The organism is Methylomonas sp. MgM2 (assembly GCF_054172045.1).
In genome coordinates this window covers 1-22248 of the sequence record NZ_JBSYXO010000018.1, presented here as the reverse complement: position 1 = coordinate 22248, position 22248 = coordinate 1, and the positions used below count along the sequence as shown (strand labels likewise).

Genomic DNA, 22248 nt, shown 5'->3' with positions numbered 1-22248 from the left:
CTAGATATTAGAACAACTCTATCCTATCCTTCCCTTGATTTTGCAAAATCAGCATCAGCGTCAAATGTTCGCGCAACTGGCGGGTAATCAAGAAGTTTTCGCGTACAAATTGCATCCCTTTTTCTCCCATTTCTTTTAGCTGTTCCGGTTTGTGCAGCAGATAACGGGCGCGTAGCGCGGCGCCTTCCGGCGTGCTGACCAGAAAGCCGGTATGAAAATTGACGACTTGCAGCCGAATGCCACCGACATCGCCCCCTATGACCGGTTTACCCTTCCATAGTGCTTCGGTGACGGTCAGGCCGAAACCTTCCTTCAGCGATTTTTGCAATACGATATTGGCGGCACGTTGCAGCGCGTTGATCGTACGATGCGCATCCGGCGGCAGCAATAAGACATGAATATCGCTATCCTCGGCGGCTGCGATCTGCACTTCTTGTAACACGGCTTCGCCTTCCGGGTCGTCGGTGGCGCTACCGCCGGCAAGTACCAATTGCACGCTGGGTAAAAACTTTTTGGTCATTTGGTAGGCACGAATCACGCCGACCGGGTCTTTGAAACGGTCGAAACGCGAGACTTGCAGCATCACCGGTCGTTCTTTGTCCAAGTCGAATTGTTGGTAGACAGCGTCAATTTCGCCCGCCGGCAGATCGATGTTTTTCTCCGCCAAAGGGTCTATGCTGGGCGGAATAATGTATTTGGGATGGGGAAGATTCTGTGCGAACGAAGCGAGCGAGAAAATGCTGGCGTCATAGGGAGTAATAAAATTGCGCAAATATTTCCAGACCGGGCGGTAAGGGTGGCTGGCATCGATATGGCAGCGCCATATCCACTTGCCTTTGCGTTCGGGAAAATGCTTGATCAGAGCGGCAGGTTGCGGATCGTGGATGAACACGAATTCCGCGTCTTGAAGTTGCGATCGAAGTTGGTCGGCATTGTCGGCGTTGGTTTGTTCGTAAACGTTCAGCAACCGTTCCGGGATGATATGCCGGTCCCCCTGTAAAGAGTTGTGAAAGCCCTTGGTGCATTCAAAAAATTCGCTTTCGCCGGTAATCACCTTCCAATGAGCATCAATACCCAATTCTCGAGATAATGGGATCAGTTTGGTCAGAATTTCAGCGACGCCGCCGCCGATGCGGGTAGAGTTGACATGGACGACTTTTCTTCCCCGTAGATGCGTCGCGAGTTGTTGAAGGTGATCAATAACGTCTTCACCGGTGATGCGTGCATACTCTTCAAGCAGATTCATTGGCTACTCCCCGGAAATAATGGCTAAAAGTCCGCGCCAGGGTGTTGCGTAATTCCGCCAGCGAACCGAAATAAGGATCGATTTCCGATAGTTTCGGAATTAGGTCGGCGTAGCGATCGCCGAACGCGGCTAGCCACATGCTGAAATCGTCGAGCTTCTGCGAACTGCGGCGACGGGCATCTATGAAATGGTAGAAAATCGAACCCGTGGACAAGCCGGGTAATAAATCGGCTAACGCTTCGGGACTGTTGATTTCGGTTCGGGTGTCGAAAACGACGATTTGCGACTGAATGAATTCGAAAGCATGCAAGGCAGGCAGCCATTGCAGGCGTTCGCTTTCGTCCAAACGTTGATCGATGATTTCTATCAACTCGTGCCGGGTGTCTTCGATATTTTCAAATTCGGTTGGATCGATAAGTGCCAGACGCTCGGCCAGTTCGGCATCGTGCAGGCTGTGTCTAGCCCAGGCCGCGAAATCGTTGTTATATTCGTGTTCCTCGAAGCGGGCTTGTAATAAGCTACCCCAGAAATGATAGTAAATGCTGGCCGGATGAATCTCGGCGAGATTGTTGCGCAGCTCTTTCAAGGTCAGTGCCTTAGCCCCGGGGGCGATAGCGATAAGCGCGCAGTCGCGAATTGCAAAAGCGGAGCTAAGGCCTGCTTGGGTTTCGGCTGGTTCGATCGGAGTCATTGTTTCCTCCTTTCCCGGCAAGTTTGGAAAGATTAACAGGCAAACAGATCGTTTTTAACATAGCATGGTTCCACATGATCGCCAAATATCGCGATTGCTCGATTTTCGCGTGTGATAAACACGATTATAGTATTTTCCAATCCAGACATGAGCCTGAGCGAAGGCTCATGGTGAGAAATAGCTTAGGCGCGCTTTGTTGGGATTTGTTGATTGATTGAAAGCGTTTTGCCCAGGCCTCATTGAGGTGTTGGGCAGCATCATTATCGCTGCATTGGGCGGAAAACTTCAAGCTAGTTGTCGCCTTGATGTAAAAACTTATGCGGCTATTTTGTTTTGGTTAGGCGCCTCCTGATTTGTGCCTGCTCGGGGTTGAGATGCACGATATGGACTCTGTTCCAGTTGCGGGTCTGTCGACTCCGGCGCCGTGGATGTCGAGTCCTGGCTTGTTCATAAAGCGCCTTGCGCTGAGTTAGCAGCGCCTCGTCCAGCCCGGCATGGCGTTAGGCGTGACAAAGCCGATAGCACTATGGCGGTGTTCGTGGTTATACCACGGCACTAAATCGCCCGCCCATTTCCGGGCCGCGGGCAGGTCGGCAAAGGATTGCAACGGGTATTTCAAGGTTTTGAACAGCGATTCGGAATACGGGTTGTCGTTACTCACCGCGGGTCGGTTGAACGACGGCATGACGCCGAGGCGGTGCAAGGTCGCCAGCATCGTGGTGCCCTTCATCGGACTGCCGTTGTCGGAATGCAGGACGACCTGCTGCGGCCGCAGGCCTTCGCGGAGAACAATGTCCTGTAACAGCGCGCAGGCCCGTTGGCTGCTTTCGTCCTCGAACACTTGCCAACCGACGATCCGGCGACTGAAGATGTCGAGGAACAGGTAGTACGGTCGTAAGGTTTATCAATTAGGCGAAGGCTGGATAAGCAAAGCGTATCCAGCCGAAACTACACTTTGTCTCATGAGACGCGGGTTTCATACGTCGCGTGTTCAACTCCGCAGTGCTGTTTAAACATCGTTTCGATATCCGGTGTTGAAAACTATACGGCGATGTTTTCCGCATCGTCTCCTTGGTGTTCAGGCGCGTCGCCGCTTAATCGTTTGACACAATCGGCGTAGTGGTTTATGCCGGGAATCGCGCTTAAGCCGTGGCTGAATATGCTGATCAGTATGGTCATCATCAGCGCGAGTTTGATGGTAGCTTCGCCTCCAAGGTGTGCTTCACCCTCAAGGTATACCAAGCCTAAAACAATAGAGGCGAGACCGCGCGGGCCGAACCAGCCCATGAACAAGACGGTGGAGCGGCTTAAACCGGTGCCGAGCAAGGCTAGCGCAACCGGCAGCATGCGGGCCAATGTCAGACTGAATACGGCGTAGAATAGATGGTAAGCGTCAAATTGCGTCCATGAACGCGCCACCAGCAAACCGAACAGAAAGAACACGAAAAAATCGAACAGCTGCCCCCAGGTTTCGGTGAATTCCACGCTGTGGCGTCCGGCTTCGGCGAAGCCTATTTGAACGGCAAAACCCGCGACATAGCCCGCAATGAACATGCTGGCCCCAGCGGCCTCGGACGCGATCACACAGAACAATGGAATCGACACCAGACCCATTTGCTGCATGGAGTCCGCCATCCATTGTTTGCGTGTCGCCAAGGTCATCAACCAGCCGCCACCGGCGCCGATAATGATTCCGATCAAGGAACCATAACCGATTTGTTCGCCCACGAAACGGGAGAGCACGGCCGCCGCGCCTTCGCTACTTTGTAAAGCCATCGCAATGAAACACATCAAAAACGGCACGGAAAGACCGTCGTTGAGTCCGGCCTCCACATTCAAGGCTTGGCGGATGCGGGCAGGCACGTAGGGGCTATTGACGATGACCATGCCCAATCCGGCATCGGTTGGTGCCAGAATGGCCGCCAGGATGCCGGCTTCCTGCCAGCTAAGATTCGGAAAAATCGACATCGCGCCGACAGTACCCAGCAGAATGGTCAGCAACATGCCGGTTGTCAGCAGCCGAATCGGCAGGTTACGGTTGGTCCTCAAACTTTTCAAGTTGATGCGGGCGGCGTCGGTAAATAGTGTCATTACCAAACCGATTTCCGCTATCACTAGAAACCCCTGTCGCTTGAGTTCAGGATCGCTAAATGCCGGAGGTAAGCGATAGAGCGCTATGCCCGCCAACGTAAAAATGATGGGTGCGGTGATTACCGTGCGTTCCAAGCGGCGGGATACCAGACTGTAAAAAAATACGGTGAGTACAAAGACGGCTATGAAGATCATAATATCAGCGAGTAAGGGAGGGGATGTCTAGTTTTCATTTAGCCATGCTTCCGCCATACTTCATCCGGCGGAAAATATTCGATGGGAAATTCACGCAAGCCTTGAGCGGTAAACGTTAGAGCCGTTTCTTTCCAATTCTTTTCACCGACTATGGCCATCTTGTTGATGTAAGCATCGCTGGCCGTCATCAAAGCGATATTATCCCAGTCGCCGTCTTTACCAAAGCCTTGAAAATTTTCGAGAATGATCAGAATACGAATAACCCCTCGGTGGTCATCGATGATGTCTGTTACGCAATTCTGTAAGGCGGCCAATTCGGGAGCATAAAGCTTACCGGTGATTTTGGCCGTTACGATGCCTTCGAAATTACTGACTATTTGCACACTCATGGAATTATCCTCATGACATAGATCGAATTCGATAGGTAGCGTTGCCGGCCTTAGCGCTTTCCATGCGGCATATACACAAAATATATATACTTAAACTTAATCGGCTTTTTTATCTAATGTTGCGACAACGGGCGTCGATTTTTGCCCCGTCTTTACGGAAAGAGTATAGATGCCTTAGGCCGGATTTACCGAAAAAATACAGTTCACCACTTTGACTTAAAGGGAGCGATGAAAAAAATCATCAAACAAATCGTCTGGCTGCCCATCCTGATCGGCATCACCCTGTGGGGCATGTTGGCCATCTATTACGGCGATTCAGAGACAAACCTTTTGCAAACGCTTATTGCAGCGGTATTCGGCTTTTCCGGTCTCTTGGCGATGATCGGTGTTTTCAGTTCTAGGCGCATTCATGTGTGGCCGATGGTCCATCTGATATTATTCGTCGGTTTATTAGCCTGGTGGCTTGCCATCGAGCCTCGCAACGACAGAGATTGGCAAATCGATGTCGCGCGACTTGCTTCCGCCACGATAGATGGCGACGAGGTCACCTTGCGCAATATACGCAACTTCCATTACCGCAGCGAATTCGACTATCAGCCCGCCTATTACGATAAAACCTTCAACATAAGCAAGCTGCAAGGCGTCGATCTGTTTGCCTTCTATTGGATGGGGCCGGCCATCGCGCATACCATCATGAGTTTCGATTTCGGCGACCAAGGTCATTTGGCGGTATCGATCGAGACCCGAAAAGAAAAGGGCGAAGAATATTCCACCATCAAAGGCTTTTTCCGTCAGTACGAACTGATTTACATCGTCGCCGACGAACGGGATGTGATTGCTCTGCGCACCAATTTCCGAAACAATCCCGTTGAGGAGGGCTATCTGTATAAAGCTACGGGCAAGCGGGAAAACGCCGAACGCTTATTTTTGAGTTATCTGAAAAAGATCAACGAACTGCGCGAAAAACCGACCTTTTACAACACCTTGTTCGATAACTGTACCGTCGCCATCTGGTTGCAGTCGTTGGTCAACCGGGATCATTTGCCGTTTTCCTGGAAAATTTTACTGAGCGGTTATCTGCCTGAGTATCTCTATGAGTCTAAACGACTGGATCAGCAGATGTCGTTTGAGGAATTACAACGTCGTGCGCATATCAATTCACTCGCTAAGGCGGCCGACCAGGATGGGGACTTTTCCGCGCGTATCCGTGCCGGTGCTAATCAGCGAGATTGAAATCGTCACGACAGAACGAATCGTGCGACATTAGGGGTAAATTAGTTCAAAACAAAAAGTAAATCAGATGAACAGCAGCGTAATAAACAATAAAGACGAACGAAATAAATTGGTTCGAGGTGGAAACTTTTTTTACCTGTTTCTTGGGTTGATATTAATTTTGTTGATATTACCGTTTGCAGATGATGTCGCCTTGGTTGGGCGGTATTCGGTCACTTTATTATTTAGTCTGTTTATGTTGATTTCGGTCTGGAGTATGGCCGATTCCCGTCGTATATTCGAATTCGGCATATTCTTGATTGTAGGCATCAGTTTTGTGGAAGGCGCGGCCTTCATTATGGGCTTCAGTAGGGAGCTGGAGGCTATTGGTCTTGGTCTGATGTTAATTTTTTGTAGTCTTAGCACATTCATCGCCGGACGTAACGTGTTCGTCATGCATCAAGTAGACCTTAATTCGCTAATTGGAGCGTTTTGTGTTTATCTCCTAATAGGAATGATCTGGGCGTTGTTGTTTCGCATTCTGCACCTGTATGGCCTGGCATCATTCACAGGCAATATTAACGAGGAAGAACAAGCCATATTCCCCGATCTGGTTTATTTCAGCTTTGTTACATTGGCTAGTTTGGGTTACGGTGACATCGCGCCCGTTAGCGGCCTGTCCAGAACTTTAGCTTACCTGGAGACCGTTGTCGGTCAGTTTTATTTGGCCGTCATGGTGGCAAGTTTGGTCGGCGTTTACAGCAACCGGCGAGTGAAGTAACTGACAAATCCAGCCGATTGGCCGGTATACTTTGCCAACACAACAATATTGGAAACTTGTACGCCGGAAACGAATGGCGTATGTGCTTGCCGAATCACGTGAAGTGTTAAATTTTTTCAGTGACACGTGCTGAAAATGTGCGCTTAGTATTCTATTTTTACTTTTGGGAACGCGCTTCTGAAGAGAGAAAAGCCATGACTCACTCAAAACCACTGCTTGGTTCCAATTTCCGACAATTAGCCCTATTTCGCGCGGTATTGTTCGCCCTGGCTCTCACGCCCGTGGGGTGCAATAAAGAGGAGGAAACGGCAAGCAAGGCAGCCGACAGCGGTTCGATTGCGACCGCGCCGACTGAATCGACGGTAAGCAATCAAGCGGCAAATCCGCCAATGAATGATCTTGAATCTTTGCTAGCGCCGATTGCTTTGTACCCGGACCCATTGCTGGCCGAACTGCTGGTGGCTTCGACTTATCCGCTCGAGGTTGTGCAGGCGGCGCGTTGGCTGGAAACGAATCCCGACCTTTCGACGCTGAGCAGCAAAGACTGGGACGCCAGTATCCTGCGTCTTACCAGCGTGCCCATGGTTCTTAAGATGATGAACGATCATCTGGATTGGACTACCCGGCTTGGTAACACCTTCTTGGCCAAACCGGACGAGGTCATGGATACGATTCAGGCATTGCGTAAGCGTGCAAAGGACGGAGGCTTCCTAAAAAGCACTCCCGAGCAGGAAGTCGATGCACAGGTCGTGTCGGTAGAACAGCCGCCGGAAGCGTCAGGCGCCGTTGTTACGTCGACGCCGGTTCAGAAGGAGGTGATTACCATCAAGCCCGCCAAGGCCGATACCGTTTACGTGCCTCAATATAATCCGGAAGTGGTTTACCAAGCACCAATGGCGCCGGCACCATCCTCAACCGTTGTAAATGTCAATTCCGCCCCTGCAAGCAGCTATTACCCGGCGTACTACCCGACCACTACGACCACCACCACGACCGATGATTCCTGGGTCAATTTTGCCACCGGGGCCTTGGTGGGTGGATTGTTGACTTGGGGCATTATGGAATGGACCAGAAATGATTGGAATTATGGTTATGGTTATCCGCCTTACGTGGGGCATTATTACGGCAACAGCGTTTGTCGTAATGGTAACTGTTGGCATGGCGGCGGTTATTATGGAGACCGCGGTAATATTAATTACAACCGCAACATCAATATCTCGGGCAACGATATCAATGTAGACCGCCGCGGCTATTTTAAACAGGCCGACCTCAAACCGTCGCAACTGCCTGCCGGTTGGCAACCCGATCCGCGGCACCGGCGCGGGGTCGATTATCCCAAAGACGCGCAACAAAGACTTGGACGTATCCAGCAGCAACCGGCCTTAGCCGGCCAGCGACTGGGCGCTGCGCAAACCTTACCGGCAAATTCCAGGGGCTTTGCTGAAGGTGGAAGAGGTTCGGTTTCGGGAGGCGCCGGCGCTCGCCGTCTCAGCAGTGACGATGTTCGGCAGCGGTTGCAAAAATCGGATAGTCAGGCGCGGAGAAATAAAGCCACAGCGAGTGACGTTCAGAACCGCCTTGGGAGCACTCAGCGGCGCGATAATAATGCATTTAAAGGGGCAAGCGCATCGGACCGAAGCACGCGCAGGCAGAGCGAACGGGGCGCTAACAGCCGAAAATCGGTTGGAATGGGCCAACGTCAGGCGCAAGAGCGGAATTTAAGCAATAAAAAATCAGCGCAAAGTTCTCGGAGGCTGAACGAATCGGCCAACTTCAATCAAGGCAGAACCGAACAAACGCGATCGAAACCGCGCCAAACCGGTGGCCAAGAACGTTGGCAGCAACAAATGGCGACACAACGGCGTAGCGAAACGACTCGACCCAATGCGTTTGAATCCGCTCGCAACGCTAATGCCTCGCGCGATTTTAGCCAACGCGGTGCTTTTAGCACCCAGCGATCGGCGAGTGGTGGAAACTTCCGGGCATCGGATAGAGAAGGTTTTCGAGGCGGTGGCGGGCGCCGTCGATGATCGCTCTGTTATCCGCTAACCGCTGTCCGTTTATTTTTGTTTAAGCCGTAAAGACCGAGGTTTTAATCATGTATCGCGAAATTATGCACGTGCTTCTTATGACACTGATTTTTATTCCCTTGTCCGCTCATGCGGCGGACTCGACTCCCGCTTCTGCGGATCCCGGACAAACCAACAGCGTTGCCGCCAAAACTTTTCCGAATCCGGATGACGCCGCCAAGGCATTACTCGAAGCGGTAACGAGTGATGATAAAGATCAGCTTATTTCCTTATTCGGCAGCTCCGAAGCGGATTTGATATCGTCCGGTGACGACGTCGAAGATAAGAAGAATCGTTTAGAGTTTGCTAACTTAGCGAAAGAAAAAATGCTGGTTGAACCGGTCGATGAAACTAAATCGATACTGCATGTCGGCAATGCCGATTGGTCTTTTCCTATCCCCATTGTGAAACTCGGTGAAGCCTGGCAATTCGACGCGGAACAAGGGCGCGAAGAAATTCTAAACCGGCGCATTGGCCGTAATGAGCTGAATACTGTCGCGGCAATGCGAGGTTATGTCGAAGCGCAATTCGAATATGCCGGTTCCGATTGGGACGGCAACAGCGTGTCGGAGTATGCGCAAAAATTGATGAGTGAGCCGGGCAAGTTTGATGGTCTGTTTTGGGAGGCGGAGGAAGGACAGCCGCAAAGCCCGCTCGGTCCGCTGATTGCCGAAGCGAGAGCGCAAGGTTATAAGCAAAAAGGGCAAAATGAAAAGAACGCGCCTTATCATGGTTATTATTACCGTATCCTGACTCGTCAGGGACGCAATGCGCCCGGTGGAAAATATGACTATATCATCAACGGAAATATGATTGCCGGATTCGGTTTAATCGCCTTTCCGGCTCAATATGCATCCTCGGGCATTATGACTTTCATGGTCAATCACCAAGGTAAGACTTACCAAAAAGACTTAGGCCCTAAAACCGAAAAAGTCGTTGCGAAGATAAAAGAGTATGATCCCGATTCAACTTGGGAACTTTTTCCGGGCTCTGAGTGAACAAAACGGATCATCCTGGCTCGACGCTGGCATTTTATGCCGAATGGCGACTTCAACGGCAGCCGATACTTGAGGTTGTCTTGGCTTAACCCGGGCTCCGCGCCCGACTGAACAATAAACCTCTAGAAACAAATAGGCGGGATTGGTAGTTTCTTGCAAAAGCCTGGGCGGGCATTTCCGCAGCCTGCGCTGAATAGTTAGGAAAAATCGAATTAGATTGGATTTTCTTTGGTGCCTATTTCGTAATCGACCTGAGGTGATGCCTTCGGTGCGTTATCGGATTCGTCGTCAGTCGCCGTGGCTTGATCGCTGTCACCGCCGCCGAATAGGCTGGTGATCTTTTCCCACATCGTGGAGTCCAGATGTCGTTTGGGAACCTCGACGCTGGTTTCGGTCGATTCCTTGACAACCGGCAGGGTACTGGGACGAAAATCGCCTTGAACGCCGATTAGCGAGTCGTCGTTGAAGTATAAGGTCACGCGTTTTTGTGTCCGCGCTTCGCCGCCCGGTTGTTCCGAATAAAGATAATCCCAGCGTTGTTCGTGAAACGTATCTTGCAGCATCGGGGATCCCATAATATAAAGCACTTGCCGTTTGGTCATGTTCGGACGTAGTTGATCGATCATCGATTGATCGATGATATTTCCTTGCTCGATATCTATTTTATAAACGCCGGGCAGGTTGGTCATAATGGTTTCGCAGGCAGTCAATGTCGTTTGCGAGACAATGGCGAGCAGAAAAATGGTTCGGTTCATGGAGTAACGGAAACTCTGGCGAAAAACGGTGTTATAGTATCCCATAATTCCGTCAACAGCTCCGGTCAAAAAACGCTACAATGGCGCGCTATGATGAAAGATGAATATTAGCTTATGGAATCACAGGAATTACGTAACGCCGGCTTAAAAGTCACCTTGCCTAGGGTCAAGATTCTGGAGATACTTGAGAAACAAAACGGTGACCGGCATCTGTCGGCGGAAAAAGTTTATAAAATCCTACTGGCGGAGGGTGAAGAAATCGGCTTGGCGACGGTTTATCGGGTTTTAACCCAGTTCGAGGCGGCAGGCCTTGTCAATCGCCATCATTTCGAGGGTGGCAACTCCATTTTTGAATTGAACGACAGCGGGCATCACGACCACATGGTTTGCATCAAATGCGGTAAAGTCGACGAATTTACCGACGAATTGATCGAAAAACGGCAAGCGGAAATCGCTGAACGCTTAGGTTATACTCTGACTGAACATAGTCTTTATCTCTACGGCTACTGCTCTGATTGTAAGGGCTCTTAATTAACCTCCGCATGTTTAAACCTTTAATCCTGTATATCGGGTTGCGCTACACCCGGGCGAAGCGGCGCACGCAATTCATCTCCTTTATCACATTGACTTCCGTACTTGGGATCGCCTTGGGCGTGACGGCATTGATTACCGTGTTATCGGTGATGAACGGCTTCGAAGCCGAACTACGCGAGCGTATTCTCGGTATGACCGCACATACCACAATTACCGGTCGCTACGGTCGATTGGATGACTGGCAAGCATTATCCGAACGCGCGCATTCCATGCCCCACGTGCTTGGTTCCGCGCCATTTATTCAAGGCCAGGTAATGATTAATGCGGATCGGCAAGTCAGCGGAACCATGCTTCAAGGCATTTTGCCGGAATATGAGCCGCAGGTTTCGGAAGTTGCTTCCAAGATGAAAGTGGGCAGTCTGGACGATCTTAAGTCGGGCGAATTCGGCATCGTGCTAGGGGCCGAGCTGGCCAACCACTTGGGGGTTTTTGTCGGTGATAAAGTCACCGTGATCACCCCTCAAGTGAATTCAACGCCGGCTGGAATTCTGCCGCGTCTAAAGCGATTCACGGTTGTCGGCCTATTTCAGGTCGGGATGTACGAGTACGATCGCAACATGGCATTGATACATTTGGACGACGCCGCTAAGTTGTTCCGCATCGAACCGGCCGTGTCAGGTTTACGCTTGAAGCTCGACGATTTATTCAATGCGCCCAGGATTACGCAAAGTTTGGCCGATGCCTTAGGCTATGAATATAAGGTGAGCGACTGGACCCTGGCCCATAGTAACTTTTTTAAGGCCGTGCAAACCGAAAAGCGGGCGATGTTCATCATTTTGCTGTTGATCGTCGCGGTCGCGGCGTTCAACATCGTGTCGACCTTGGTCATGGTGGTGACCGACAAGCGCGGGGATATCGCGATATTGAAAACCCAAGGGCTCACTAATCGCGCGGTGATGGGTATATTTATCGTGTTGGGCTGCGTGATCGGTACCGTCGGCACGCTGTTAGGTACGCTGGGCGGCGTGGCGCTGGCCTTAAACGTGGAAACCATCGTTCCGGCTATCGAGAAAGCCTTCGGCATTCAATTCATGGCGGCCGACGTTTATTACATCAGCGAAGTGCCCTCGAAGCTGATTTGGCTGGATGTGTACTGGATAGCCGGCATAGCGTTTCTGTTGTCTTTGTTGGCGACTTTGTATCCGGCCTGGCAAGCTTCTCGGGTTAATCCTGCGGAGGTGCTGCGGTATGAGTAAGCCAGTGATATTGCAGTGCCGGCAACTCACCAAGCGCTATGTGCAGGGCGATCTGAATGTCGAGGTGTTAAAAGGCGTGGATTTGTCCGTTCATGCCGGCCAACGGGTTGCCATCATGGGTGCCTCCGGTTCCGGCAAAAGCACTTTGCTGCATTTGCTGGGCGGTCTGGAAAAACCGACCTCCGGCACCGTGGTATTGGATGGCTGCGATTTGAACAAAGTCGGCTCAGGTAAGTTGAGCCGGTTACGTAACGAGTCGCTTGGATTTATATACCAATTTCATCACCTGTTGGGTGAGTTCACCATGCTGGAAAACGTGGCGATGCCTTTATTGATAGGCAATCAGCCGATCAAGCAAGCACAGGAGCGAGCGGCTGAATTATTGAAAAGAGTCGGATTGGGCCATCGTATTCAGCACAAACCGGGCGAATTATCCGGCGGCGAGCGCCAGCGCGCCGCGGTGGCGCGGGCGTTGATCAACACGCCTAAATGCGTGCTGGCCGATGAACCCACGGGCAATCTGGACAGTAAAACCGCCCATCAAATGTATCAGCTGATGTTGGAATTAAATCAGGAATTACACGTGAGTTTTCTGGTGGTTACCCACGATCCCGATTTGGCGGGCCGCATGGATCACGTGCTGCATATGGAAGACGGTTTGATTGTGTAAAGGGTAACGATGGTCGCGTTGGCTCACGCTCGGCCTGCCAATTTTTGTAATTGACCACAGTCGAATCGGCCAATTTGCTGGGCAGCTAGCGGCCAAAACCCGCCGCCCGGGGTAACTTTCCAATATAGTTAGCTAAGCAACCCATGACCCACTTAACTGTCCGGTATTCGGCGAGCAGATTGGCATGTGGTCAGGAAATAGAATCAAAATCCTTGTTAACCGCTGGTTTCCAATCGCGTCCTATCCAACTCGATTTGAAAGGTCTTTGCGCTGGCTTTATCACCGATTTCCTTACTCAATCTCAAGCCTTCCGCAAAAGCATCTTTAGCCTGCTCCTGCTTGTCCAGTGCGATTTGTGTCAACCCTAAGCCATGATAAGCTTTAATCATTCCCTGTTTATTGCCCAGTGTCGTTTCCAATTCCAATGTTTTTCTGATGAAAATTTCGGCTTGATCAAACTTCTTTTGGACATAATGGATTTGGCTGAGAGAACCGTAGACATTTGCCAAGTCTGGCTTGCTGTCTAGTTCCTCGAACAAAGCCATTGAACTCTTAAATGAAGTTACAGCGGCATCCAGTGTACCTAGACTGCCATATACTGATCCTAGGCTACTATAAGTCACAGCTTGAGACTTTCTATCATTTAATTCTTTGAAAATTTGCAGGGCGTTATTAAAAGCTTCCTCGGCTTCATCTAGCTTATGCTTGCCCAGAGCGGCGGCACCACGTTGGCCAAATGCCCATGCCTCTTTCCTACGTTGCCGTATTAAAGCGACCTGGACAAAATCCTTCGCACTTCCGAGGGCTTTGCATAAATCAATAACCTTGTCTTCCATTGTTTCATTGACAGCCAAGTTTCGGTCAATAGCTATTTCCAAAAGTTCCAGAGCTGACGTTTTATCTAATTCCATAGAGAAAATCGTACCCATATACATTGTGCCATTACTCGCCTGACCTCGGGTTTCGCCCAAGACAATTAATGGCCCATCGCAAGTTTGGCACCGGCCTAGGGCAATGAAAATCATTGGTACGTTGATATGCCAATCGTGAGGACGTTCAATGGTTTTCAAAACAGACCAGTCTTGATCAAGCATTCGTTTTATGATTTCCGACTTATCAAGTTCGGATAATTCATTATTGCTGATTGCTATGCCTAATACGCGATAATCTATATGAACCCATTTGCCGCACGGTTCGCAATATGGAGACCAGGTACCTTTCGGGAAAAACAGGCGCTTGTATAAAGGCAGAGGTTTATTGTAAGTATAATAGGGCTTATCACTTTGGAAAAATCTAACATTAATAGTGTCGCTCATGATTGCTGGTTTCAGGTAGAATTAAATGAAATTAGCTAATTTTTATTCTGTGGGTTTATGGTGATGGCGCGAACGCCGGCACGGTGCTTATCTATCGGAATGGAATCGTGGTGAATACGGTTACCTTGATCAAGCAAACTAGCGTTCTTTGAACACCCGTAGCTGTCATATTTGGTATGGTTCATAAGATCCAAAAATGCCTATTTCGGCGACGGTATTAATAGTCTCATAAGTTATTGCATGGCTTCTCTTTTCAAATATGCATGTTAATTTTGGCTTTGTTATACGTATTACATTAACCATGTTACATGATTATGAATGCAATTTTTTCTACTAACCTACGTCCGTTTATGGCCGTTTGGTTGAGGTCCCAACGTCGGCTTTATAGTCCTCCAATTCCAGAATCTGGCTTCGGTCGACTGGCGGCTTTGGAGAAGCGCGAGTGGCAAAAATGGGTCGATTCCGTTCCCCCAGTCTACGATCCGATCGAGGTTAACTTTACAAATGTCAGGCCGAGTTTGAGCGGTAACAGAAAAGTCATATAAATGTAAAAGGCGAAAGCGGAGTCGCAATCCGTTATTTCGCCTGTTGGTTTCAAGACTTGGCTCGGCTTTCTTTTCGCAGTCGCCAGCGGTGGGCGACATGCCAATGCCAGAAAGCGTTCATGCCGAAGTAGCCAAGGGTGGAGCAGGTAATGGCGAGGACCAGGCAGCCGAACAAGAATGGCCCGCCGATATCGGCCATGCTGGAAAATACCGTATCCACCGAAAATTCGCCGTTATAGTGAGGTTTATTTAACAGCCAAATTCCAACCCGATAGGCGAAATAAAATAATGGCGGCATCGTGATCGGGTTGGTAATCCAAACCAAAGCCACGGAAATCGGCAAATTGGCACGTACGAATAGTGCCGCCGCGGCGGCCATCGCCATCTGAGTGGGTGTGGGCACCCAAGCAAAAAATAAACCGACGGCGAAAGCCAGCGACACCGAATGCCGGTTCAGGTGCCACAGATTGGGGTCGTGTAAACGATCGCCGAGGAAGTGTAAACTTTTGATCGACTTGATTTTCTCGTGATCCGGCATGTACTTTTTTATTATTTTTTTCGGCATGTCTCTATTCTCGATGGATAACTATTGCTGGCTGATTCTAGCAGGTTTTGGCAAACTTAAGCCGACTCAAGCTCGTTCGGACCATCGCTTGATAGATATGCGGGCTATTCTTAACGCCGCGCTTAATCGAGGTTGCAGTAGTACGATCATTGATTTGCCGTAACGCCGGCCAAGCGCTAAAAATTGGATGCAGGCTTTTTTCGATAGTCCGGGCAGATCGATATCACGGTCTTGAAGCAAACCTTTGCGGTACAGCCAATATGAGGCGCCGCTGAGCCAAAGAATTAACGGCGTCAAGCCGACGATAAACCAAATAAATCGGCTATCAAAGGCTTCACCGGTATGTAAGGGCCACAACCATGTCGTAAACGTCTGGCCGGCCGAAAATTGCGTCGGATTGTTAACCTCGCGTATTTGCCCGCTCCATCTATCCACCCATACCGTTGTAAAGGGGTGGCGCTGGTTGAGTTCGCGTTTTTGGCGTAGATTAATCCGATAAGTACCCAATTCGCCTCTAGGCGTTGTGATCCGTCTTACTTCCGAACTTGGAAATAATCCTCGTGCGATTAAAACCGCTTCGGTAAGCGTGACCGGATTAGGGTTGGGAGCGGCGGTACTCTGGACATTAGACCCGGTGCCGCCGTGCCCCATGTCCTGCGCGGACGTTAGATTTTCCAGCAGTTTGGGATAAGCTAAATGAAAACCGGTAAACGCCAGCAACAACAAAAAGCCGGCGGAGAACAAACCGATTAAACGGTGCAAATCCATGATAAACCGCATCAGGCCGGATTTATGGCGTATTTGAAAAGCGTTAGCCGGATTGGCTAGGCCCGGCCACCACAAATAGAGACCGCTGGCGACTGAAATGAACAGCAATACGGCCAATATGGCGACCAAATCGCGGCCTTCGGCATTCAACTGCAAATGGGTGTGCAAATCAAGCAGCCAGGTGGTCAATGTTTCACCCCAAAAGCGACTGCTAATCACATGACCGGTATAGGGATTTATAGCGACCATCAACGGCGCATAGAATTTGCCTACACTTTCCTGGGGGTTGTCGAACCAAGCCGTAATCACGCCGTTTGGGCTACGGGGCATTTCCAGCGTCCAAGCGCCATGGCGATTCGGATGCGCCTTGCGCACTTGCGCAAGAATTTTATCCAGCGGCAAAGGCTGGCCCTGATTTTGTTCGACGATGAGATCGGGATTCAGCAAGGCGTCGATTTCTTCGCGATATAGGTTGAGGCTGCCGGTTAGCCCCATCAGCGCAAACAATAAACCGAACACGAGCGCTAAATAGAGATGAATCCGGAGCCAAACTGTCCGGGTCATTGAACGAGGAATTTGGTAGGCCATTTGGAAAGGAAGATAAGCCGCAAGATGGAAAATAGAAAAAGACTACAGTTTACCGGGCTTAGCGTAGCCAGGCAAAATCAACGCCGGGTGCTTGAGAATTCACTTTCAAACCGCGCAATCCGATGTATTTAGCGGTATCGGCATTTGTCGTTGGTGTCTCGCTCGTTCAGCAATGGACCAGACTGCCCGATGGCTCCGAGTGGGCTGCACTCATTGCGGCGGTTTTGGTGTTCGCCCAACTGCGCCTGCGCTTGGCTTGTTTCTTTCTGGTGGGAGTCGTTTGGGCCGGTTTGTATGCGGATTGGCGGCTGTCCGATCGCCTGACAGACGCGTTGCAGGGCAGGGATGTGGCGGTGCAGGGCTATGTCGCCGGTATTCCGAAGCGGCAAGGTCACCGCTTTGGTTTTGAGTTTGTCGTGACCGATGCGCCGAACGGCGTGCCCGGCAAACTAAGATTGAGCTGGTATATGCCGCCGACGCCCGTTAGGGCCGGCCAAAGCTGGGACATGACCGTTAGATTAAAAAAGCCTCATGGGATGAGTAATCCGGGCGGATTCGATTATGAGACCTGGTTGTTTGCCAATCATATCGGTGCGACAGGCTATGTGCGGCCCGAGCCCGTCGCGCGTATGCTCGAGCCGCAATTTCATATTGGCCGATACCTGGCGGGATTAAGGCAGAAGATAGCGAACGGCTTGGATGCTGCCGGGCCGCACACGAGGTGGCTGGGTGTCGTCAAAGCACTGGCGATCGGTAGCCAGGACGCCATTTCGAAGGACCAATGGGCGATATTTCGCAAGACCGGCACCGTTCATTTAATGGTCATCTCCGGCACCCATATCGGATTGATTGCCGGTTTGGTATTTATCTTGGCGAGGCGCGTTTGGACATGGACTAACGTATTGAGCGTATCGCCCCAAAATGTCGCGGCGGTCATGGCTTGGGCGGCGGCACTCGCTTATACCGCGCTGGCCGGGTTCTCGATTCCGACCCAGCGAGCCTTAATCATGTTGACGGTGGGACTGGCGGCGATTGTCTTGCAGCGCAATACCGCTCCGCTGCAGGTTTTACTGTCGGCTCTGTTTGTGGTCGTATTGATCGAGCCGTTAGCCGTATTGTCCGTCGGTTTTTGGTTGTCCTTTGCGGCGGTAGGTTTACTGATCTATCTGGCGGCAGGGCGCTTGAGCCGGCTAAATTCCTGGTCCGGAACGGCTAAGCTGCATACCGCGGTGGCGGTCGGCCTGGCGCCGCTGTTGATCGTGTTTTTTCAGCAGGTTTCATTGATTGCGCCGCTGGCTAATTGGGTTGCGGTACCTGTGATCGGTCTGCTGGTCACGCCGGCGGCGCTTTCGGCGGCTGCCGTTGCGTTGATTTCCCCTGTCCTTGCCGCCGAATTGCTTTGGCTTATAGACCATGCCCTAGAATACCTGGGCTTGTTGTTACAGAAAATGGCGGCGCTTCCGTTGGCGACGGTATCCTGTCCGTCGCCAAGCGGGTTTGCCTTGCTATTCGCAATTGCGGGCATCTTACTGTGCTTGGCGCCCAAAGGGATGCCGGCCCGATACTTGAGCCCGTTCTTGCTTTTGCCGTTGATATTCGGCCGGGCGGATAAACCCGGACCCGGCGATGCCTGGCTGACTATGTTAGACGTAGGGCAGGGCTTGGCAACCGTGGTGCAAACGGCGAATCACGTGTTGGTTTACGATACGGGGGCAAAATATTCGGAACAGTTCGATATGGGAGAGGCGGCGATACTGCCTTTTCTGCGTTATCGAGCGATTAATCACATCGACCGCTTGATGATTAGTCACGGCGAAAACGATCATAGCGGCGGCGCGGCGTCTCTGTTGGCAGGCCTTGCGGTGGACGAGGTCTATAGTAGTGCGGCGGAATGGGCGGCACTGCCCAACGGTCACTACTGTCAAGCCGGGCAGCGTTGGCGATGGGACGGGGTCGATTTCGAAATACTATCGCCGGGCATCAAAACGTTCGACTCGAAAAATAATAACTCTTGCGTTTTAAAAGTGACCGGTCCGCAGCATGCCGTGCTATTGACGGGCGATATCGAACGCGAGGCCGAGCGGGCATTGGCGGATTTCTATGGTGATGAGTTGAAGAGTTCGGTATTGCTTGCGCCGCATCACGGCAGCCGAACGTCTTCTCGCGGCTATTTTCTGGATCGAGTCGACCCGGAATTGATATTGATATCGGCCGGCTATATGAACCGCTTCGGGTTTCCGGATAAACGCGTGTTGGCGCGTTACCGTAAACGGGAATGCCGCTATTTGACGACGGCCGAACAGGGTGCCATCGCGGTGATGTTTGACGATGAAACCATGCGAGTGGATTCGTGGCGGGATAGCCGGAAACGCTATTGGACCGTTGACGATTGAAAAACCGTTTCGCGACCCGTCATTGGCCGAATTTTTCCCAATATTCGGCAAACAGTCGTTGTTCGTCGATGGTGCGCCGGGCAATCGGACGCGATACCCAGGTCAAATTGACAAAGTGTTTGGCGTTAACGTTTTCGGTGGTGATGTTTCCGCCCCAAGTGCCGCAGCTTAGGCTCAATGTATAAGGCAAGCCGTTGCGAGGGCTGCCGGCCCCCTCGTTCAGACTTTGATTGACCATCACGCGCGCGGTTTTAGTGCCCATGGCCAGTGCCATGATGTTGGCCTCGGCGGTCGAGCGTATGCCGCAAGTATGGCCGCGGCCTTGGTAAGCGGTAATCGCGTTGACCAGCTTGACCGCATTGGCGATGCCGTCACGGTAGCGGTAAAGCGTCAATACCGGGGATAGTTTTTCGCCGGAGAACGGGTGCTCCGGCCCGACCCCGCCTTCTTCGACGATTATAAACAGCTTGCCGGCAGGCAACGCGATGCCGGCCAATCGCCCGATATGGGCGGCGGACTTCGCAATGACCTCGACTGCCGGAATCGCCGTGCCGATTTCCGGCCACATCAGTTTTTGCAGCCGGGCCTTCTCCTCCGCGTTACATAGATAACCGCCGTTGGCTTCCAACTCCGATACGAGCTCGTCGTAAATATGGTGTTCCGCGACGACCGCGTTATCGGCCAGGCAGCTGGTGGCGTAATCGAAGGTTTTCGCGGCGGCTATCGTGTTGGCGGCATCGACGATATCGGCTGTTTCGTCGACGACATGAACCGAATTACCGACGCCTACGCCGTACGCCGGGGTTCCGGAACTATAGGCGGCTTTGACCATCGCCTCGCCGCCGGTGGCGACGATCAGATCGGCTTGCCGCATCAATTCCCGGGTTTTAGCGAGCGACGGTTTTTGTATCAGCTGGATCAGGTCGGCCGGTGCGCCGACCTTGACGCACGCTTCCCGCATATAGTCGACGGCCAAGGCCGTGGTGTTCTGCGTGCGGGGATGGGCGGCGATGATGATGGCGTTGCGGCCTTTTAGTACCAATAAGGCTTTAAGCGGCGGTGTGGCATCCGGTCCGGTCGTCGGAATTAATGCCGCGACGACACCGACCGGCTTGGCAATTTTGATCAGACCTTGTTCCGGTATTTCCTCAACGATGCCGACCGTCTTGATCGTGGAAATGTCCGCCAGAGTGCCCATGATGCGGTTTCGGATCTTGCCGACTTTGTCGGCGTAATTACCGAAGCCGCCCTCGTCGACCGCCAATTTGGCCAAAGACTCCGCCCGGTCCTGGCGTACGACGGCCCAAGCGATTGCGACGGTCAATCGGTCGACTTGCGCCTGCTCATATTCGGCGATTTCGGACTGTGCGGCTTGCGCATTCAGTATTAGCCTGCCGATCTCTGCATCGATGTTGCCGGTTTCAGCGCGCATGTTGGACATCCTCCAGCAAATGGGAATCAGAAAATTTGATCGACATCAAAATTTGTTGACGAATTAATATAAATGGTAGTAAAAGTCAAGCCGGGAGTAGGTCTAGGAAACGGGTTTTATCGGGGTATGTTCACAGAATAATAAATCATTTTAGTACACCGCCGATCCGTTCTCTCTCCTCGTAGTCAAAAACTCTAACCGCACCAGTGATCGCCCATCCGAGGAGGCGCTATGAATATCCGTGGTCAACAGATTTTGATACCCACCAGTATGGTTGGAAATTATCCCAATCCGAGGTGGTGGGATGCCGAGTTTGCCAGACATTTTACCGGCGATCAGGAACCGCCCGATGCATTGGTGCGCGAAGCCCTGGAAGACGCGGTTGCAGCAATTGCCAAGGACCAGGAAAATGCCGGTCTGGATATCATCGCCGATGGTCGTTTACACGGCGACAATTACGCCGATCAGGCCGTTTACTATTACTTTCGCCGTCTCGGTTATAACTTGAAAGGCGGACACTTGGGTTTTCCCATTTATAGCCGATTACATGCCGGAACGCTGGACCGGGAAGTCAAACGCCACGGCAGTATCATGCTGGAACAAGCCAAGGCGCTGAAAAGGGCTACAAACAAACCGACCAAAGTACAATACACCGGTGTGCAGGTGTTGGCGCAGTGCACCAACGATTTACATTACAAATCCTCGCGGGACCGGGCGATGGCGATTGCGGCGGCAATCAATGAAGATTTGCGCGAGGTCGATGCGCTGGGTGTCGATTTTATTCAGCTGGACGAATTTACCTGGCCTTACGGCTTCGAAGGTTGGGCTATTGAAGCTTTCAACCGGGCGGTCGAGGGTGTTAACAACGCCAAAATCATCGTGCATGTTTGTTGGGGCAATTGGGGCGGAACGCCCGCTTATTTGCCGGACGAAACGGCGCAGGCCGGCGAGGTGTTCGACCTCAGCAAACGTCGCGGACAAGCGCCTTCGGCCACGGCGTCGGTGGTGCCTAAAGCCTATGAGGCCAACATACAAGTCTTGAACCTGGAGAACTGCGGCCGGCGTAGCGATGACATGAGCGGTCTGGAAGTATTCAAAGATCACCCATTGCCGGCGAATGTGGACTTTTGGGCCGGTGTGATCGATGTCAAAAGTACGATTACCGAAACGGCCGAACAAGTTGCCGACCGTATTCGCCGGCTGTTGAAGGTTATTCCGGCCGACCGGTTGGGCGTTACGACCGATTGCGGTTTGATCTTGCTGCAACGCTATATCGCCGTTGATAAACTGCATGCCTTAGTGCAGGGTACCGAGATCGTGAGGTCCGAATTGGCGGTACCAGCGGTCAAAGCCGCTTAAGGCTTATGCCCGTATATCAGCTGCATTGTCCGCAGTGCGGGCACAACTTCAGCGGCATGGTGTTCGCCGGAACCCGGTTGCCGGAACGCTGGGTTTGTCCTCAGTGCGGCGGCGAAAAAGCCGCAATGTTAGAAGACGGTTCGCCGCAGGCCCATCCGTTGGAAGACAGCCTTGAGGGTGCGTGTCCGTGCTGTGGCGGTTCCGTTCATGCGTCGCCGCATGAGTGTTAGCTTATGCATACGGCTTTCGACAAGCGCTGCGGGCTCTCGGATTTGGTGGGCTACGTTCAGGACGGCGACTGCCTGGCGATAGGCGGAGGTTTGTCCTGGCGGGAGCCCATCGCCGCGTTGCAAGAATTGATACGCCAAGGTAAAGGCAAGTTGCGTCTGATCGGT

At 51.7% G+C, this 22248-nt stretch carries 20 protein-coding genes; 10 read left to right on the top strand and 10 right to left on the bottom strand.

Annotated elements, in window-relative coordinates; genetic code table 11:
- Window positions 1-7 precede the first annotated feature (7 nt).
- From ACW73I_RS14015 to ACW73I_RS13995, 5 genes are all read right to left on the bottom strand, one after another.
- Window positions 8-1246, bottom strand: a complete 1239-nt coding sequence (locus ACW73I_RS14015; RefSeq protein WP_458030012.1) for a glycosyltransferase — start codon at window positions 1244-1246, stop codon at window positions 8-10.
- Complete coding sequence (locus tag ACW73I_RS14010) at window positions 1233-1937, bottom strand: DUF5752 family protein (protein ID WP_458030011.1); 705 nt, start codon at window positions 1935-1937, stop codon at window positions 1233-1235. Before ACW73I_RS14010 ends, ACW73I_RS14015 begins: the two co-directional genes overlap by 14 nt.
- A 469-nt stretch (window positions 1938-2406) precedes the next feature.
- A complete protein-coding gene (locus ACW73I_RS14005) occupies window positions 2407-2808 on the bottom strand; it encodes a transposase (protein ID WP_458030081.1) in 402 nt (133 codons plus the stop codon).
- 170 nt (window positions 2809-2978) lie between these two features.
- Window positions 2979-4223, bottom strand: coding sequence for a cation:proton antiporter (locus ACW73I_RS14000; protein ID WP_458030010.1), 1245 nt, complete (start codon window positions 4221-4223; stop codon window positions 2979-2981).
- Window positions 4224-4261: 38 nt separating this feature from the next.
- Window positions 4262-4612, bottom strand: coding sequence for an STAS/SEC14 domain-containing protein (locus tag ACW73I_RS13995; protein ID WP_458030009.1), 351 nt, complete (start codon window positions 4610-4612; stop codon window positions 4262-4264).
- A 228-nt stretch (window positions 4613-4840) separates the two neighbouring features.
- Here ACW73I_RS13995 and ACW73I_RS13990 point away from each other — a divergent pair, with 228 nt between their 5' ends.
- The 4 genes from ACW73I_RS13990 to ACW73I_RS13975 all read left to right on the top strand — a co-directional run bounded on the left by ACW73I_RS13990 (window position 4841) and on the right by ACW73I_RS13975 (window position 9672).
- Complete coding sequence (locus ACW73I_RS13990) at window positions 4841-5845, top strand: lipoprotein N-acyltransferase Lnb domain-containing protein (RefSeq protein WP_458030008.1); 1005 nt, start codon at window positions 4841-4843, stop codon at window positions 5843-5845.
- Between the two features lie 67 nt (window positions 5846-5912).
- Window positions 5913-6605, top strand: a complete 693-nt coding sequence (locus ACW73I_RS13985) for an ion channel (protein WP_458030007.1) — start codon at window positions 5913-5915, stop codon at window positions 6603-6605.
- A gap of 194 nt (window positions 6606-6799) precedes the next feature.
- Entirely contained in the window at window positions 6800-8635 is a 1836-nt protein-coding gene (locus ACW73I_RS13980; RefSeq protein WP_458030006.1) for a DUF3300 domain-containing protein, read from the top strand.
- A 98-nt stretch (window positions 8636-8733) separates the two neighbouring features.
- A complete protein-coding gene (locus ACW73I_RS13975; protein WP_458030005.1) occupies window positions 8734-9672 on the top strand; it encodes a DUF2950 domain-containing protein in 939 nt (312 codons plus the stop codon).
- A 212-nt stretch (window positions 9673-9884) separates the two neighbouring features.
- On the opposite strand, the gene ACW73I_RS13970 is transcribed toward ACW73I_RS13975, so the two are convergent.
- The gene (locus ACW73I_RS13970; RefSeq protein ID WP_458030004.1) at window positions 9885-10427 is read right to left on the bottom strand and encodes an outer membrane protein assembly factor BamE; all 543 of its coding nucleotides are present in this window, start codon (window positions 10425-10427) and stop codon (window positions 9885-9887) included.
- 114 nt (window positions 10428-10541) lie between these two features.
- Here ACW73I_RS13970 and fur point away from each other — a divergent pair, with 114 nt between their 5' ends.
- Genes fur through lolD form a run of 3 tightly spaced genes read left to right on the top strand, consistent with a single transcriptional unit; the run spans window position 10542 to window position 12887 of the window.
- Complete coding sequence (gene fur / locus ACW73I_RS13965) at window positions 10542-10958, top strand: ferric iron uptake transcriptional regulator (protein WP_458030003.1); 417 nt, start codon at window positions 10542-10544, stop codon at window positions 10956-10958.
- 11 nt (window positions 10959-10969) lie between these two features.
- Window positions 10970-12217: a lipoprotein-releasing ABC transporter permease subunit gene (locus ACW73I_RS13960; protein ID WP_458030002.1), complete on the top strand. Its 1248-nt coding sequence runs from the start codon at window positions 10970-10972 to the stop codon at window positions 12215-12217.
- Complete coding sequence (gene lolD / locus ACW73I_RS13955; protein WP_458030001.1) at window positions 12210-12887, top strand: lipoprotein-releasing ABC transporter ATP-binding protein LolD; 678 nt, start codon at window positions 12210-12212, stop codon at window positions 12885-12887. The genes ACW73I_RS13960 and lolD overlap by 8 nt, the downstream gene beginning before the upstream one ends.
- A gap of 215 nt (window positions 12888-13102) precedes the next feature.
- On the opposite strand, the gene ACW73I_RS13950 is transcribed toward lolD, so the two are convergent.
- The 3 genes from ACW73I_RS13950 to ACW73I_RS13940 all read right to left on the bottom strand — a co-directional run bounded on the left by ACW73I_RS13950 (window position 13103) and on the right by ACW73I_RS13940 (window position 16645).
- The gene (locus tag ACW73I_RS13950) at window positions 13103-14203 is read right to left on the bottom strand and encodes a tetratricopeptide repeat protein (RefSeq protein ID WP_458030000.1); all 1101 of its coding nucleotides are present in this window, start codon (window positions 14201-14203) and stop codon (window positions 13103-13105) included.
- A gap of 594 nt (window positions 14204-14797) precedes the next feature.
- The gene (locus ACW73I_RS13945) at window positions 14798-15313 is read right to left on the bottom strand and encodes a DUF2062 domain-containing protein (protein ID WP_458029999.1); all 516 of its coding nucleotides are present in this window, start codon (window positions 15311-15313) and stop codon (window positions 14798-14800) included.
- A gap of 66 nt (window positions 15314-15379) precedes the next feature.
- A complete protein-coding gene (locus ACW73I_RS13940) occupies window positions 15380-16645 on the bottom strand; it encodes a PepSY-associated TM helix domain-containing protein (RefSeq protein ID WP_458029998.1) in 1266 nt (421 codons plus the stop codon).
- A 146-nt stretch (window positions 16646-16791) separates the two neighbouring features.
- Here ACW73I_RS13940 and ACW73I_RS13935 point away from each other — a divergent pair, with 146 nt between their 5' ends.
- Window positions 16792-19062 carry a DNA internalization-related competence protein ComEC/Rec2 gene (locus ACW73I_RS13935; protein ID WP_458029997.1) on the top strand — a complete coding sequence of 757 codons (2271 nt, stop codon included), beginning with the start codon at window positions 16792-16794 and terminating at the stop codon, window positions 19060-19062.
- A gap of 19 nt (window positions 19063-19081) precedes the next feature.
- Here the strand turns inward: ACW73I_RS13935 and ACW73I_RS13930 are convergent, their stop codons facing one another.
- Complete coding sequence (locus tag ACW73I_RS13930; RefSeq protein ID WP_458029996.1) at window positions 19082-20494, bottom strand: aldehyde dehydrogenase family protein; 1413 nt, start codon at window positions 20492-20494, stop codon at window positions 19082-19084.
- Window positions 20495-20725: 231 nt separating this feature from the next.
- Between ACW73I_RS13930 and ACW73I_RS13925 the strand changes: the two genes are divergently transcribed.
- Both ACW73I_RS13925 and ACW73I_RS13920 read left to right on the top strand, forming a co-directional pair.
- Window positions 20726-21853, top strand: a complete 1128-nt coding sequence (locus ACW73I_RS13925; protein WP_458029995.1) for a cobalamin-independent methionine synthase II family protein — start codon at window positions 20726-20728, stop codon at window positions 21851-21853.
- A gap of 5 nt (window positions 21854-21858) precedes the next feature.
- Window positions 21859-22083, top strand: a complete 225-nt coding sequence (locus tag ACW73I_RS13920) for an FmdB family zinc ribbon protein (RefSeq protein ID WP_458029994.1) — start codon at window positions 21859-21861, stop codon at window positions 22081-22083.
- Window positions 22084-22248 lie beyond the last annotated feature (165 nt).